Origin of the sequence: Rufibacter roseolus, assembly GCF_017916365.1 — a bacterium.
GTDB lineage: Bacteria > Bacteroidota > Bacteroidia > Cytophagales > Hymenobacteraceae > Nibribacter > Nibribacter roseolus.
This window is the reverse complement of the sequence record NZ_JAFMSU010000001.1, coordinates 145,241-159,951: the sequence shown is the minus strand read 5'-3', so window position 1 is coordinate 159,951 and position 14,711 is coordinate 145,241. Positions and strand designations below refer to the sequence as shown.

13 protein-coding genes are annotated in these 14,711 nt (G+C 52.8%); 9 read left to right on the top strand and 4 right to left on the bottom strand.

Annotated features, from left to right (window positions below; genetic code table 11):
* Positions 1–53: 53 nt before the first annotated feature.
* The 4 genes from J3P35_RS00675 to J3P35_RS00660 all read left to right on the top strand — a co-directional run bounded on the left by J3P35_RS00675 (position 54) and on the right by J3P35_RS00660 (position 4,754).
* The gene (locus tag J3P35_RS00675; protein WP_210462112.1) at positions 54–1,007 is read left to right on the top strand and encodes an asparagine synthetase A; all 954 of its coding nucleotides are present in this window, start codon (positions 54–56) and stop codon (positions 1,005–1,007) included.
* Between the two features lie 182 nt (positions 1,008–1,189).
* Complete coding sequence (gene serA / locus J3P35_RS00670; protein ID WP_210462111.1) at positions 1,190–3,082, top strand: phosphoglycerate dehydrogenase; 1,893 nt, start codon at positions 1,190–1,192, stop codon at positions 3,080–3,082.
* Positions 3,083–3,325: 243 nt separating this feature from the next.
* A complete protein-coding gene (locus tag J3P35_RS00665) occupies positions 3,326–4,402 on the top strand; it encodes an aminotransferase class V-fold PLP-dependent enzyme (RefSeq protein WP_210462109.1) in 1,077 nt (358 codons plus the stop codon).
* Positions 4,403–4,517: 115 nt separating this feature from the next.
* Positions 4,518–4,754: a hypothetical protein gene (locus J3P35_RS00660; RefSeq protein ID WP_210462108.1), complete on the top strand. Its 237-nt coding sequence runs from the start codon at positions 4,518–4,520 to the stop codon at positions 4,752–4,754.
* A 98-nt stretch (positions 4,755–4,852) separates the two neighbouring features.
* On the opposite strand, the gene J3P35_RS00655 is transcribed toward J3P35_RS00660, so the two are convergent.
* The 4 genes from J3P35_RS00655 to J3P35_RS00640 all read right to left on the bottom strand — a co-directional run bounded on the left by J3P35_RS00655 (position 4,853) and on the right by J3P35_RS00640 (position 10,410).
* Positions 4,853–6,235 carry a LutB/LldF family L-lactate oxidation iron-sulfur protein gene (locus tag J3P35_RS00655; RefSeq protein ID WP_246849890.1) on the bottom strand — a complete coding sequence of 461 codons (1,383 nt, stop codon included), beginning with the start codon at positions 6,233–6,235 and terminating at the stop codon, positions 4,853–4,855.
* 314 nt (positions 6,236–6,549) lie between these two features.
* On the bottom strand, positions 6,550–8,205 hold the full coding sequence (locus tag J3P35_RS00650; protein WP_246849888.1) for a M28 family peptidase: 1,656 nt from the start codon (positions 8,203–8,205) through the stop codon (positions 6,550–6,552).
* A gap of 128 nt (positions 8,206–8,333) precedes the next feature.
* A complete protein-coding gene (ispF, locus tag J3P35_RS00645) occupies positions 8,334–8,816 on the bottom strand; it encodes a 2-C-methyl-D-erythritol 2,4-cyclodiphosphate synthase (RefSeq protein ID WP_210462106.1) in 483 nt (160 codons plus the stop codon).
* 310 nt (positions 8,817–9,126) lie between these two features.
* Positions 9,127–10,410, bottom strand: a complete 1,284-nt coding sequence (locus J3P35_RS00640) for a M16 family metallopeptidase (protein ID WP_210462104.1) — start codon at positions 10,408–10,410, stop codon at positions 9,127–9,129.
* Positions 10,411–10,657: 247 nt separating this feature from the next.
* Here J3P35_RS00640 and J3P35_RS00635 point away from each other — a divergent pair, with 247 nt between their 5' ends.
* The 5 genes from J3P35_RS00635 to ytxJ all read left to right on the top strand — a co-directional run bounded on the left by J3P35_RS00635 (position 10,658) and on the right by ytxJ (position 14,598).
* Positions 10,658–11,122: a nuclear transport factor 2 family protein gene (locus tag J3P35_RS00635; protein WP_210462102.1), complete on the top strand. Its 465-nt coding sequence runs from the start codon at positions 10,658–10,660 to the stop codon at positions 11,120–11,122.
* A 388-nt stretch (positions 11,123–11,510) separates the two neighbouring features.
* Entirely contained in the window at positions 11,511–13,490 is a 1,980-nt protein-coding gene (locus J3P35_RS00630; RefSeq protein WP_210462100.1) for an alpha-ketoacid dehydrogenase subunit alpha/beta, read from the top strand.
* Between the two features lie 106 nt (positions 13,491–13,596).
* The gene (locus tag J3P35_RS00625) at positions 13,597–13,890 is read left to right on the top strand and encodes a hypothetical protein (protein WP_210462098.1); all 294 of its coding nucleotides are present in this window, start codon (positions 13,597–13,599) and stop codon (positions 13,888–13,890) included.
* Entirely contained in the window at positions 13,887–14,222 is a 336-nt protein-coding gene (locus J3P35_RS00620; protein WP_210462096.1) for a hypothetical protein, read from the top strand. The genes J3P35_RS00625 and J3P35_RS00620 overlap by 4 nt, the downstream gene beginning before the upstream one ends.
* Before the next feature lie 37 nt (positions 14,223–14,259).
* A complete protein-coding gene (gene ytxJ, locus J3P35_RS00615) occupies positions 14,260–14,598 on the top strand; it encodes a bacillithiol system redox-active protein YtxJ (RefSeq protein WP_210462094.1) in 339 nt (112 codons plus the stop codon).
* Positions 14,599–14,711 lie beyond the last annotated feature (113 nt).

Genomic DNA, 14,711 nt, shown 5'->3' with positions numbered 1-14,711 from the left:
ATATATTTGTTTTAATGAAACAAAAGAAAGGTTAACATATTTATAAAATTTATATGGAAGGCGATTTGGTTGAAGAGCTAGAGGTGAGCCTGGAGGCAACTCTTGCCCAATTGCAGGGCACGGAAACCGTAGACGTGCTCAAGGTGCAGCAAGCCATCATCAGGGCCGCGCACCAGTTCATGTTTGAGCGCGGTTTGGTGCAGGTCATGCCCCTCATGCTCTCGCCCATCACAGATCCTTTGAACCATGGCGTGGTAGATGCATCCATTGCCTATGCCGGTTGCCGCTGGAGCCTGACCAAGTCTATGATCTTCCATAAGCAGTTGGCACTCTTGAACCCAGCCTTGGAGGCATTGTACATTGTGTCACCTAATGTTCGTTTGGAGTTTGCCGACCGTGCGTTTACGGGCCGCCACCTGTTTGAGTTCACCCAGATAGACTTTGAATTCCGGGACAAGGACGGCGTTTTTGTGCGCTCCTTCATGGAAGACCTGCTCCGTTACCTCTTTGCCGCCGTGCAGAAAGACCTGCCCGAGATCGTCTCCAAGTACCGCCCCGAAGGGTTGTGCCAGATAGGCGAGCTGGAGATCTTCCGCACCGAGGACCTGGAGGCGCAGTACGGCCCCGACTATGAGCACGTCAAGTCCAAGGAGGCGCAGCTGCCCTTCTGGCTCCTGAACCACCGCCGCGAGTTCTATGACAAGGAAGACCCCGCCAAGCCGGGCACGTACCTGAACTATGACCTTATCTGGCCCGAGGGTTTTGGAGAAGGATTATCCGGAGCAGAGCGTGAGAACGAGTATCACCAGATCCTGAAACGGATGGAAGAGGCCGGCACTGACCAGCAGGCCTTCAAGCATTACCTGAAAGTAGCCCAACAAGGCTTGCCGCGCTCTGCCGGTGCCGGGTTTGGGGTAGAACGCATGGCTCGTTTTATTTGCCGCATCAAAGACATCAATGACGTGGCTTTGTTTCCGCGTAGGCCCGGCACACCGGCACTTTTCTAACAAAGTCAGGTATTTACTAGTAAAAAGTAGCGTTTTTAGGCGGTTTTTAGAAAACTCCCTAAAAACGCTTTTCATTTCACCGTAACCTCTCCGATATTGGGGCGCCATTCCTGTTGGGACGGCAGTACGGAAACCAGAGGCTCGGGCATTCTTAGCGGCCCAGCCTCGTTAACTCCTTCTCCATGAGTACGCACAAGCATTTCATCATTGACTTTGACAGCACCTTCACCAAGGTAGAGGCCCTGGACGAACTTTGCGCCATCTGCATCCCAGACCCGGCCCGTCGCCAGAAAGTACTCTCCGAAATCCAGCGCATCACCGACTTGGGCATGGAAGGCGAGATTCCCCTGGTAGACTCCCTGGACCAGCGGTTGGCCCTGCTCAGCGCCAACCGGGAGCACCTGGATACCCTCATCCAACACCTGAAGGGCCAGATCTCAGAGTCATTCAAGCATAACAAAGCTTTCTTTGAGGCCTTCAAAGACGATATCTACATCATCTCCAACGGGTTTAAGGAGTTCATTGTGCCCATTGTGCAGGAACTGGGCGTGAAGCCCGAGAACGTGTTCGCCAACAGCTTCACGTATGACGAGAACGGTAACATTACCGGGTTTGACCGCGCCAATGTACTCACCCAGAACCAGGGCAAGGCCAAGCAGATCAAGAGCCTGAACCTGCCCGGCGAGGTCTACGTCATCGGGGACGGCTATACCGATTATGAGATCAAAGAAGCCGGCATCGCCGATAAATTCTACGCTTTCACCGAGAACGTGAGCCGCGACAGCGTAGTGGGCAAAGCCGACCACGTGACCCCCAGTCTGGATGAGTTCCTGTACGTGAACAAGCTGCCCAGCGCGCTCTCTTACCCCAAGAACCGTATCAAAGTGCTGGTGCTGGAGGGTATCCATGAGCGGGCCATCAATATGTTCCGGCAGGAAGGTTACCAGGTAGAGGTAGTCGCGGGAGCGCTGGAAGAAGACGAGTTGTGCGAGCAGCTGCATGATGTGTCTATTCTTTGTATCCGGTCCAAGACGCAAGTGACGGCCAAAGCCCTGGCGCACGCCCCGCGCCTGATGGCGGTAGGTGCCTTCTGTATAGGAACAAACCAGATTGACCTGCAGACCTGCACTGAACGCGGCATCATCGTGTTCAACGCGCCTTACAGCAATACCCGTAGCGTGGTGGAGATGGCCATCGGGGAGATCATCATGCTTTCCCGCGGACTGGTGGAGAAAAGCAACCGCCTGCACCAGGGCGAGTGGGACAAATCAGCGAAAGGATCCAACGAGATCAGGGGCAAGAAACTGGGCATCATTGGGTACGGCAACATCGGGTCGCAGCTTTCTGTCTTAGCCGAGAGCCTGGGCATGGAGGTCTATTTTTATGACGTTGTAGACAAGCTGGCCCTGGGCAACGCCAAGGTCTGCCATTCCCTGGCCGAGTTGTTAGCCTTAGCCGATATCGTGACGCTGCACGTAGACGGCCGCGCCGCGAACAAGAACATCATCGGACCGAAGGAATTTGAGCTGATGAAACCGGGTGTACTGTTCCTGAACCTGGCCCGCGGCCACGTGGTGGACATCGAGGCCTTAGCCGAGAACATCAAGAGCGGAAAAATCAGGGGCTGCGCCGTGGACGTGTTCCCGTACGAGCCTAAGAACAACCAGGAGAAGTTTGAATCGGCGCTCCGCGGCTTGCCCAACACACTGCTTTCGCCGCACGTGGGCGGCAGCACCGAGGAGGCCCAGGAGAACATCGCGCAGTACGTGCCGTCCAAGATGATTGACTACATCAACACGGGCGGTTCATACAACAGCGTGAACTTCCCTAACCTGCAGTTGCCGGCCCTGCGCAACGCGCACCGTCTCATCCACATCCACCGCAACGTACCGGGCATCCTGGCCAAGATCAACAATGCCTTGGCAGATAACCAGATCAACATCCTGGGCCAGTACCTGAAAACGAACGAAACCATTGGTTACGTGATCACAGACGTGGATACCAAGTATGACCGCTCCGTGATCCAGCAACTGAAACAGATCCCGGACACCATCAAATCCCGGACGCTGTACTAGTAGCAGGTAGCAGGATGTAGCAAGGTTTTCTGGTGTTTTGGGATTGTTTTCAAGAAATCGGGCACAATGCGTCTGATGGAAAAATATAGTACAAGAGCCGTTTTAAGGCTGTTTTCCAGGAAACGGCGGCAAAACGGCTCTTGCATTTAACCTGCTCCATTCTCATTTATAAACCACGGTAGGCAAGAACTATCGTTCAATCCATTCATTCAATCTCTCAATCACCCATTCACTCATTCAAAAATGGCTTCTGTATATTTCACTCCCGGCCCCTCGCAACTGTACCCAACGGTGGCAGGGCATTTGCAAAACGCGTTAGACCAGCAGGTGTTCTCCCAGTCGCACCGCAGCCAGGCGTTCAAAGACTTGTACAAACGCGCTGATGAAGGCCTGCGGGCGCTGTTTGGGTTGCCCTATGATTACGCCATTTATTTCACCGGATCGGCCACCGAGATCTGGGAGCGCAGCCTGCAGAGTCTGACTGCTGAGCGCACCTACCACCTGGTGAACGGTTCCTTCTCCAAGAAGTACCTGGACCACGCCAAATGGCTGGGCCGCGATGCGCAGGTTTTGCAGGTACCATTTGGGCAGGGGTTTGCCATAGACCAGGTGCAGGTGCCCGCCGGTACCGAGTTGCTGGCCATCACCCAGAACGAGACCAGCTCCGGCGTCTGCGTTCCTGTCGCCGACATCCACCTGCTGCGGGAAAGGAATCCTGAGCCATTGATCTCCGTGGACATTGTCTCTGGGGCGCCGTATGCGCCGCTGGATTTCTCCAAAATAGACATGGCTTTCCTGTCGGTGCAGAAGGGGTTTGGCTTGCCGGCCGGTCTGGGGGTTTGGATTGTGAACGAGCGCTGCCGCACCAAAGCCGTCCAACTGGAAGGGAAGCAATATACCGGCGGGCACCACAGCATCGCCTCTCTGCAGGACCAGTACCAAGGCTTCCAGACACCCAGCACCCCCAATGTGTTGGATATCTACCTGCTGGCTCATGTGGTGGAAGACATGCTGGCTAAAGGCTTGGACGTGATCAGGCGAGAAACCGAGGCCAAAGCCCAACAACTCTATGGTTTTTTGGAAGAAAGCGCCCTGTTCTCTCCCTTCGTGCAGGAGAAAGCGCATCGCTCCCCCACAGTGATAGTGGCCGATGTGCTGGAGAGGCCTGCCGCCGAAATTATTTCTATATTAAAAAAAGAAGGAAATATAGTAGGAAGCGGATATGGAGCATTCAAAGAAAAACAGATCAGAATAGCCAATTTTCCGGCTATTTCAGGGCAGGAAGTAGAAGATTTAATCCAAATACTAAAACGGCTATAATTGTATGTAAAAAGGAATATGCTGTTTTGGGTATATTTATACTTGATATAGTGAAACTTTACTTCTAATTTTGGGTATAGGAAGTATTAAATATAACTAAAACAACAGTATTCCGATGAAGAAATTTTTACTTACGCTTTTGGTTTTCGCTTTCGCAGTTTCTGTTTCTCCTGTGGCCAACGCGGCCACCGATGCCACGCTTGCAGCTGAGTCACTCCCATTCTTCAAAAAGAAGAAAGGTTCTATGGCCAGATACAAGCAGATCAAGCGGAATAATGGGAGTTATATGAAAAAGCGGACTACCGCAAACCGCAAGAAGAAATCTTTCTTCCAGCAAATTGCCTCCCGCTAATAGCCGGCCATTTGCCTAATACTTCTGGAAAGGCGGGAAACTGCTCGTCTTTGAAGAAATGAAAAATGCCTTCTGGTTCTCAGAAGGCATTTTCTTGTTTAGAGGTTATTGCGTTGTTTTCGCCACATCTCATTGAAAGAAAGCGGGGCGGCCACCAGCGGCTCGCGCCGTTTGCTCCAGGTTTCTTTCTGCACGTGGCCCAATACAAAGTTCTTCACCGAAGCCGGGGCCAGGTTCAGCAACCGGCGGCTCTGCATGCCCTTGGCCCAGAAGCGGAACGCCAGTTTCTCATTCTTGTCCACCAGGCCTTCGTCTACGCTTTGCTTGCGGTTGAGCAGGAGCAGATTGTGCAGGTTGATCTTCACGGGGCACACGCTGGTGCAGGCGCCACACAGAGAGCTGGCGTAACTCAAATGCTTGTGCTCTTCCATGCCCGCCAGGTGCGGCGTAATCACCGATCCGATAGGTCCGCTATACGTGGTCTCGTAGGTATGGCCACCGATGTTCTTGTACACCGGGCACACGTTGAGGCAAGCCCCGCACCGGATGCAGTTCAGGGCTTCTCGCTGGTCTGGTTGGGCCAGCAGGTTGGTGCGGCCGTTGTCCAATAGCACCACATACATTTCCTCGGGGCCGTCTTTCTCGGTGGGCTGGCGCGGGCCGGTCAGGATGGTGTTGTAGATGGTCACGTTCTGCCCGGTACCACTGGTGCTGAGCAAAGGCCAGAAAAGGTCCAGATCCAGCATGGACGGGATCAGCTTCTCAATGCCCACAATGGCGATGTGCGTCTTCGGGAAGGTGGTGGACAAGCGGGCATTCCCTTCGTTCTCCGTCACGGCAATCCCGCCTACGTCCGCGATCAGGAAATTGGCTCCGCTGATGCCTACCTCGGCCTGGGTGTATTTCTCGCGCAGGAGTTTGCGGGCCGTGAGCACCAACTGTTGCGCGTCATCGGTGCGCGGAATGCCCAGTTTCTTAGAAAACAGCTCCGAAATGTCTTTCTTGGACATGTGCATGGCCGGCGTCACAATGTGGTACGGGCGCTGCCCGGCCAGTTGCACAATGTATTCGCCCAGGTCGGTCTCCACTGTCTCTACGCCGTTCTTCTCCAGGAAATCGTTCAGGTGGATCTCTTCGGTGCTCATGGACTTGGACTTCACCACCGATTTGGCGCGCTTGCGCTTCATAATGGCCCCAATCTCACGCAGGGCTTCCTCGGCATTCTGGGCCCAGATCACTTTCCCGCCTCGTTTGGTGAAATTGTTCTCAAACTCCACCAGGTACTTGTCCAGGTTGTTGATGGTCTGGGTCTTGAGGAACGAGGCCCGCTCTCGCGCTAGTTCATGGTGCTCATAGGCCATCATACCGTTCTGCACGGCGGCATTGTACTTGCCTATGTTGAAGCGGATTTTCTGCCGATGCTCCAGGTCAAACGCCTTGTTCTCTGAGTCCTGCAGGAACTGCTTTAATTTTATGCTCAAGTTATTTTCTCCTGTAATTACTTTTAGGCGCCAGCGTCTGCCCGGGCCATGATCATTTCTACTTCTCAGTTTTTAAGCCATTTTTCAGAAAACAGGCCTAAATAAGAGGGGCAATTACCGCAATGCCTTGTAAAAGAAGCGGTCAAGCTACAAAAATAACGGCGAACCGGCCAATAAGATATAGGCCAAAAGAAAAAGGAGAGGGAAAACCCTCTCCTTTTTCTTTTGGCTAGTCCTGAGTCTAGAGTTCTGAGTCCAAAGTCTTTATTTCAACTCAGCGCTCTAGAATCAGGGCTAACGCGCAGCGTCGGCGCTTATTTCTTATTGCTGTCTACCTTGATGCGCTCGGTACGGTTAGCCAGGTCCCAGGCGGTGTAGAACACCAGGCGGGCTACTTTCTCGGCCGATGGGAAGTTGATCTTGTCCACGTCATCCGTTGGCTGGTGGTAGTCCTCGTGCACGCCGTTGAAATAGAAGGCAATCGGAATGTTGTGCTTCGCGAAGTTGTAGTGGTCTGAACGGTAGTAGAACCGGTTCGGGTCGTTGGGGTCGTTGAAGGTATAGTCCAGGTCGATGTTGGTGTACGTCTTGTTCGCGTTCTCAGAGATGGCGTGCAGCTCAGAGGAAAGCTTGTCAGAGCCTATCACGTAGATGTAGTCGGCTTTGCCTTCGTGCTCTTTATCAGTACGCCCGATCATATCGATGTTCAAATCTGCCACAGTGTTCTCCAGCGGGAAAACAGGATGGTCTGTGTAGTACTCAGAACCCAGAAGGCCTTTCTCCTCGGCGGTTACGGCCAGGAACAGGATGCTGCGGCGCGGGCCATGGCCGTTCTTCTTCGCCTGCGCGAACGCCTGGGCCAGTTCCATCACTGCCATGGTGCCGGAGCCATCGTCGTTGGCGCCGTTGTACACCACGCCGTTCTTGATGCCTTCATGGTCATAGTGCGAGCTGATCACGATGAGTTCGTTTTTCAGGTCAGAGCCTTCTAGGTAACCCAACACGTTCTCCGTTGGGAGCGGCTGGCGGTTACGGGCGGTTTTGATCTTCACGTTCGTAGCGGCTTTGAAAGGTGAAGCTACGGTTTTGCCCGCTTTGGCCACGGAGGCACCGTAAGAAGTCAGTTGCTCTGGTTTGGTGTTCAGTAACGCGGCAGCCATAGAAGGTGACACGTAGATGTTAGCAGCGCGAGGCTGGGTAGTGGAAGCTGCAAACCCGATGGAGAAGCGATTCAACATACCGGCGTAACGGGCCGTCTGCTGCTGGAACTCGGCATCAGTGGTACCCATCACCACTAACACGCTTTTAGCGCCTTTCTTGGTGGCGGCAGTGGCTTTTGTGCGGGTATCCTGTGACCAGGTGCTCATTTTGTCGGTTCCGCTGATGATATATTTGCCGTCTGCTTTTTTAGGCTCCCCAGCCAGCACTACTACGGCCTTGCCGGTCACGTCCAGGTTGGTGTAGTCTGAGTACGCCGGGTCATCTATGCCATAGCCGGCAAACACCACCTGAGCAGTTTCCTCATTCTGGTACGGCGATGTGCCCAGCACGAAGAAATCTTTGCCCATGGTGAATTTCTTTGAACCTACGGTTACGTAGCCTTCGCCCCAGGAGCTTTTCTCCAGGTCAAAGGTTTGGTAATACGGGTTAGAACCGCCTTTTACCGGACCTACCAGGCCGTTGGCCTTGAAGTGGTTGGAGATGTACTCGGCGGCCATCTTCTGTCCGCGCTCGCCGGTCTCGCGGCCTTCCAAAGAATCGGAGGCCAGCACGCGCAGGTATTTCTCCAGGTCGGCGGCGGTAATGGTCTTTGCGTAATCGGTGGGGTTAGCCGCGATGGCACCCGCTGCTGCCGCTCCGTTGGCGCCCGAGGCGGTACTGTCCGCGGTAGACGCCGAAGGAGTTTGGGACGAGGAACAAGCCGACAGGAAAGCGGCGGCCATGCCCAACGTGTACAAATGCTTTTTCATTGAGGTTGTTTGTTGTTCTGGTATAAGACCTTAATGCTACTGAATTTTCGGGTAACGAACAAACGATAGCTGTTTTGGGGCCGTTTTTGGGAAAACAGGGCAAAAACGATGCCGCATCGTTGTCGTTCTTATTTATGGATCAGCACCGTGGCGTAGGCGGCCACGCCTTCCTTTTTGCCCACAAAGCCAAGCTGCTCGGTGGTAGTAGCCTTGATAGAGATATCATCCTCCGGAATACCCATGACCTCAGCCAGGCAGGTTTTCATGCCAGGGATGTGCGGGTTCACCTTAGGTTCCTGCAGGCAGACGGTAGAATCAATGTTGCCCACCTCGTAGCCTTTCTCCCGGATGAGTTCCATGACCTCGCGCAGCAGGATCTTGCTGTCTATGCCTTTGTACTTAGGATCTCTGTCTGAGAAATGGTAACCGATGTCTCTCAGGTTGGCGGCACCCAGCAGGGCATCGCAAATCACGTGGATCAGGACATCGGCATCTGAGTGACCCAGGGCGCCATGAGTGTGGGGTATTTTAATGCCACCCAGCCAGAAATCCAATCCTTCCTGCAATTGGTGCACGTCATAGCCGAAGCCGGTTCTTATGTTAAAGCTCATGAATGAGGTATTGATTGCTTTATTTTGAGATTTTAGATGAGTAAGGCCTGCCCTTGTTGGTGTTATCACCAACAAGCAGTTTACGCTGGCCTTGCCAATATCTGCTCCTGCGGTTTGTTGGTGATAACACCAATAAAGGCAGGGTAATAAATTATGTCATCTTGGAAAGATCTTGTGGGCGAACTAGAATAGCTTTTATTAAGCCCTACTACCGTTTGCTCACAAGATCCTTTCAGGATGACAATAAATTAGAGAGAAAGCAGATGGGGTCATTTAGGGGCTGATTTCTAAAAATCAGTCCCTAAACAAACTAATCCTGTTCCAAAGCTTCTTCCAACTCCTCTTGCGCCTCGCTGCCGGGAGCGGCTTTGTAGATGAGGGTAGAGCAGTTCTCGGGTCTCAGGATTTCCTGGGCCTGCTGGTAGATGGCCTGTGAGGTGACGGCCTGTACCAGGGCGCCTTCCTCGTTGATGAAGTTGGGGTTACCCATCAGTTTGCCCACGGCCAGGTTCAAGGCACGGTTCAGGAGCTCAATCTCGGAGAAGACAATGGAGGTCTCGGCTTTGTTTTTCACTTTCTGCAGTTCCTCCTCGCTCACGTGCTCGGCCCTGATCCTGGCCACGATGGTTTCTATGGCGGCGTTGGCGACCTGCGGTTCTACGCCCACGTTCAGTTTGCCCTGGATCACGAGCAAGCCCGGGTCCATGGAGCCGGTCACAAACGAGGAGATGGAATTGAACAGTTTCTGCTCTTTCACCAGCTCCTGGTAAAGGCGGGAAGAGTCGCCGTGGCCCAGCACATCGCTCAACAGATCGGCGGCGTAGTAGTCTGGGCTAGTGCGGGCCGGCATGTGGTAGGCTTTGTAGAGCGCGGTGAGAGGCACCTCGGCCTCTACTTCCAGATAGCGGGCCTCAGTTTGGCGGGGCTCCTGGGCCAGGTTGCGCTCGTATTTCACGCCGCCGGGGATAGGCCCAAACCATTTCTCGGTGAGTTCCCTGGCGCGCTCAAAGGTGATGTTGCCGGCAAGTACCAGAATGGCGTTGGCGGGTGAGTAATGTTTCTTGAAAAAGGTCCGCACATCATCCATTACCGCGTTCTCAATGTGGCTGATCTCTTTCCCGATGGTCGCCCATTTGTAGGGGTGGTGCTGGTAAGCCAGCGGCCGAAGTTTGAGCCAGACATCGCCGTAGGGTTGGTTCAGGTAATTCTGCTTGAACTCCTCTACCACCACTTTGCGCTGCACTTCCAGGCCGTTCTCGCTGAACGCCAGATCCAGCATGCGGTCAGACTCCAGCCAGAAGCCAGTCTCAATGTTCTGAGCCGGTACGGTGAGGTAGTAGTTGGTAATATCCGGCGAGGTGAAGGCGTTGTTTTCTCCGCCGGCCAGTTGCAAGGGTTCGTCGTAGTTGGGCACGTTCACCGATCCGCTGAACATCAGGTGCTCAAACAGGTGGGCGAAACCAGTGTGGGTCTCGTCCTCATCGCGGGAACCCACATTGTAGAGCACGTTCAAAACCGCCAGCGGCGTGGTGGTATCTTCGTGCACAATGCAGCGCAGGCCATTATCTAAAGTGAATTCTTTATACTGAATCATAATCAAAGGTGTCCTCTCTTAATGATAGGGGGAGACAATGTACGAAAGTACGTAAACCCAGTCTGAAAATTAAAGTTGCCTCCAAGAAAGAGGGTAGTTAGCGGTAATAGCAGTGAAACACACGTAAATACCTCAGTGTTTCAAGAGGTGGGTTGTTTATTGTTGCATTTGAACATATCCATTTTTTTATGTAATTAAATAAGGTTATGTTTAGTAAATAAATATCTAAAATCTATAATTACATTTTATGGAAAACATCTTGTCAACAACAGACCAGGAAGCCCCTGATAACCTTACTGCATCCCATGCCAATGTCTCTGAAGTAATGGACAGATTCCATTCTTCCCTGGCGAATAAACAAGCCACAGAAATGGCTACTTTGCTTGCTGAAGACGGACACTTTAGTGCTACAGACCCAACGGAGTTGTTTGATAAGCAACAATATTCAGATTACATGGCGCAGGTGCTTGGGGATTCCACGGTGAAAGTTTCCAACCATAAGGTAGACCTCCGGGAAATAAAGATTGATGAGAGCGCTACCTCTGCCACGGTGATTGAGCAGTTTAAGATGGATACGTTTACGCCCAATATTCCCTGGCGCTTGGTAAGCCATTTGATCAAAGACGGAGACTCCTGGAAAATCAATGTTCTCAGCTTTAACGTGACACCAACTAACGCTCAGTTAGAAGCTATTGTGAATGCGGTGAATTAAGGGTATCAAGCCTAACGTAAATTATTTACCCTCGCTTCTTTCATTTGAGAGGTGCGAGGGTTTTTTATGTGCCTTGGTTTGTCTGTGAAGTAGTTATCTCCAGGATAAGGCTTTATGGATGCTTATTTGCTCGTTTTGGTGAACGTTCTTCCTGCTTCTTGCAGTCGCGCTAGTTTAGCTGGTAATAGGATGGATAGCTTTCGCGTTCATTTCGTTAAATAAATCAGGTATATGGTTTAGCCGCGCAGACCAAACCCAGGTTGAAGGTCGTTTTTAGCATAATTTCCCTAAACTGGCCTCTAAACGGCAAAAGTAAAAATAACTAGGCTACTATTTCGCCCCATCAGGGATTGCCGTAAATTTACGCCTCGCAGAAAACGCGAAAACCATGAAATTCAACCGAAAAGACTATACAGACGACGATCTGCTGCACCTGTACCGGGGCATTCTCAAACCCCGCATGATTGAGGAGAAAATGCTGATTCTGCTGCGCCAGGGCAAGGTGAGCAAGTGGTTCTCGGGCATCGGGCAGGAGGCTATCTCCGTGGGTTCTACCCTGGCTTTGGAGCCCGATGAATACATTCTGCCCCTGCACCGCAACCTGGGCGTTTTCACCTGCCGCGACATTCCGTTGGACCGCCTGTTTGCCCAGTTCCAGGGCAAGAAAACCGGTTTCACCAAAGGTCGCGACCGTTCTTTCCACTTCGGGACGAACGATCACCACATTGTGGGCATGATCTCGCACCTGGGACCGCAACTGGCTGTAGCTGACGGCATTGCCTTAGCTGAGATGCTGGACAAACGCGAGAAAGTAACCCTGGTGTACAGCGGAGACGGCGGCGCCAGCGAAGGCGACTTCCACGAGGCGCTCAACGTGGCCGCCGTGTGGGGACTGCCCGTGATCTTCATGATCGAGAACAACGGCTACGGTTTGTCTACGCCCAGCAACGAGCAGTTCAAATGCCAGTACTTCATTGACAAAGGCCCGGCCTACGGCATTGATGCGCTGCAGATAGACGGCAACAACGTGCTGGAGGTCTATGACACCGTACGCCAGGCCGCCTACAGCATCAGAAAGAATCCGCGCCCTATGTTGATTGAGGCCATGACCTTCAGAATGCGTGGGCACGAAGAGGCCTCCGGCACCAAGTACGTGCCACAGGAGCTGTTTGAGCGCTGGAGCAAGAAAGACCCGGTAGAGAACTTTGAGAAGTACCTGCTGGACGAGAAAGTGCTCACGCCTAAATCGCTGGCGGCAATCAGAGAGGAGTTCCGTGAGGAGATTGAGCGCGGGCTGGAAGTGGCGCACAGCACACCCATGCCTACCCCGGATGTAAGGGAAGAGCTCGCCGATATGTACCAGCCGTTCATCCAGGAGGTGATCAAGCCCAAAGACAGCGCCCGCTCAGAGCGCCGTTTCGTGGATGCCATCTCAGATTCCCTGCGCCAAAGCCTGGAGCGTTACCCCGATCTGGTGATTATGGGTCAGGATATTGCGGAGTACGGAGGGGTTTTCAAAGTGACCGAGGGCTTTGTGGACAAGTTCGGGAAAGAGCGCATCCGCAACACGCCTTTATGCGAATCGGCTATCTTGGGCATCGGATTGGGCATGTCTATCCGGAAGAAAAAGTCAGTGATTGAGATGCAGTTCGCCGATTTCGTGAGCGCTGGTTTCAGCCAGATTGTGAACAACCTGGCCAAAAGCCACTACCGCTGGGGCCAGAACGCCGATGTGGTGGTACGCATGCCTACGGGCGCGGGCGCCGCGGCCGGTCCGTTCCACTCTCAGAGCAACGAGGCTTGGTTTTTCCATACGCCGGGCCTCAAGATCGTGTACCCGTCCACGCCCTATGACGCCAAAGGCCTGCTGAACGCCGCCATCGAGGACCCGAACCCGGTGATGTTCTTTGAGCACAAACTGCTGTACCGCGCCTTGTCAGAAGCCATTCCAGACGATTACTACACCGTAGAGATCGGGCGGGCGAGGTTGGCGCAGGAAGGAAATGACTTCTCCATCATCACCTACGGCATGGGCGTGCACTGGGCCAAGCAGCTCCTGAACACCATGCCAGAGGTATCCGCTGATATCCTGGATTTGCGTTCGCTGCTGCCTTGGGACAAAGAGGCCGTGCGCCAGACCGTAACCAAAACCGGCCGCGTGATTGTGCTGCACGAAGACACGCTTACCGGAGGCATAGGCGCGGAGATCGCCGCCTGGATCTCGGAGAACTGCTTCACCCAGTTAGATGGGCCGGTGGTGCGCGTGGGTGGCCTGGACACCGCTATCCCGTTTGCGCCGCCGCTGGAGCAGGAGTTCCTGCCGGTGAAGCGCTTGCGCGAAAAGGTAGAGGCCTTACTGAGTTTCTAAGTCATCTGGTCTATTTTAGGGTTGTTTTCTCTAAAGCGGCCTTAAAACAGAAACAGGTATAGCCAACAAAGGTTGGTACACGTATACCATAAGTTGAATATTAGGTATGATAAAGATGCGCTTTGCCGTAGGGCTTGTGGTGTTGTCCATAGGGCTGACTTTGGGAGCATGTAACTCCAGCAGAATCGCCTGCCCGGATGTCTCCGGGAAGAAGAAGGGTTCTATGTTTGGCATGTTCAAGAAGAAAGAGGTCACCCAGGAAGACCAGGCGAACGAAGGCCGTGATTACGGTGGTCGGGACATGGAGTATGACAAACAGGGATTGCTCAAGAAAAAGAAAACCCGCATTCCCACCCCTAAACGCAAGCAAAGCCTCTTGGAAAAAGTAGGACTAGGATGAAACACAAGCTACCCCTTATTTTCTTGTGCGCTGTTGTGGCGCTGGTATTCGGCATAGCGTCCTCGGCGCAGGCCCAGACCGCTTACCTTAGTCCCAAGCAGCAGAAGCGGCAACTGAAGAACAGCCTCAGGGAAGCCAAACGGGTGGAGACCGACTACAGTGAATCACATCTGGATGTGAGTGCGTACAACCACCGGAAAGGCGAAAGTGGCCGTAAACTGAAAAAGAGCAGGAAAAGAGACCTTATGCCCATCAACGAAGATGGGACAGCGGTCATCAAACCCAAGGTATTTACCAGAAAGAACGCGGCAACGCGGGCCAGAAAAAGCTGAGGCGTTCATTTTTTAAGTTAATTACAGATCAGAAATTATGCAGTGGAACCAGATAAACAGCATTGAGCAGATAGAGCAGATTAAAGAAGAGTCAAAAGAGCAACCGGTAGTTATTTTCAAGCACAGCACCACGTGTTCTATCAGTGCCACGGCCAAAAGTCGGCTGGAGCGCCAGTGGGCCGATGCGGGCCTGGCTAACGTGAAGCCTTACTACCTTGATTTATTGAACTACCGGCCGGTGTCAAATGAGATTGCCCAATCCTTTGACGTGAGGCATGAGTCGCCGCAGTTATTGCTCATCAAAGACGGGCAGTGCCAGTACCATGGTTCCCACCTGGGAATAAGCCTGCAGGAAGTAAAGAAACTGGCTTCCTGAGTAAGTGAAAACCCCGAAGAAAGCAGGTCTTTATAAAATACTTTCTTTGGGGTTTTTATTATATCAAATATGTGAGATAATTCGTTCTATACCAAGGCTAAGTCCCTTGGAAC

Bases quoted from the DNA above. Each gene is read 5' to 3' on its own strand.
- J3P35_RS00665 (WP_210462109.1), top strand. From the start codon at position 3,326: ATGGCTTCTGTATATTTCACTCCCGGCCCCTCGCAACTGTACCCAACG.
- ytxJ (WP_210462094.1), top strand. From the start codon at position 14,260: ATGCAGTGGAACCAGATAAACAGCATTGAGCAGATAGAGCAGATTAAA.
- J3P35_RS00675 (WP_210462112.1), top strand. From the start codon at position 54: ATGGAAGGCGATTTGGTTGAAGAGCTAGAGGTGAGCCTGGAGGCAACT.
- J3P35_RS00630 (WP_210462100.1), top strand. From the start codon at position 11,511: ATGAAATTCAACCGAAAAGACTATACAGACGACGATCTGCTGCACCTG.
- serA (WP_210462111.1), top strand. From the start codon at position 1,190: ATGAGTACGCACAAGCATTTCATCATTGACTTTGACAGCACCTTCACC.
- J3P35_RS00650 (WP_246849888.1), bottom strand. From the start codon at position 8,205: ATGAAAAAGCATTTGTACACGTTGGGCATGGCCGCCGCTTTCCTGTCG.
- J3P35_RS00640 (WP_210462104.1), bottom strand. From the start codon at position 10,410: ATGATTCAGTATAAAGAATTCACTTTAGATAATGGCCTGCGCTGCATT.
- J3P35_RS00620 (WP_210462096.1), top strand. From the start codon at position 13,887: ATGAAACACAAGCTACCCCTTATTTTCTTGTGCGCTGTTGTGGCGCTG.
- ispF (WP_210462106.1), bottom strand. From the start codon at position 8,816: ATGAGCTTTAACATAAGAACCGGCTTCGGCTATGACGTGCACCAATTG.
- J3P35_RS00625 (WP_210462098.1), top strand. From the start codon at position 13,597: ATGATAAAGATGCGCTTTGCCGTAGGGCTTGTGGTGTTGTCCATAGGG.
- J3P35_RS00660 (WP_210462108.1), top strand. From the start codon at position 4,518: ATGAAGAAATTTTTACTTACGCTTTTGGTTTTCGCTTTCGCAGTTTCT.
- J3P35_RS00635 (WP_210462102.1), top strand. From the start codon at position 10,658: ATGGAAAACATCTTGTCAACAACAGACCAGGAAGCCCCTGATAACCTT.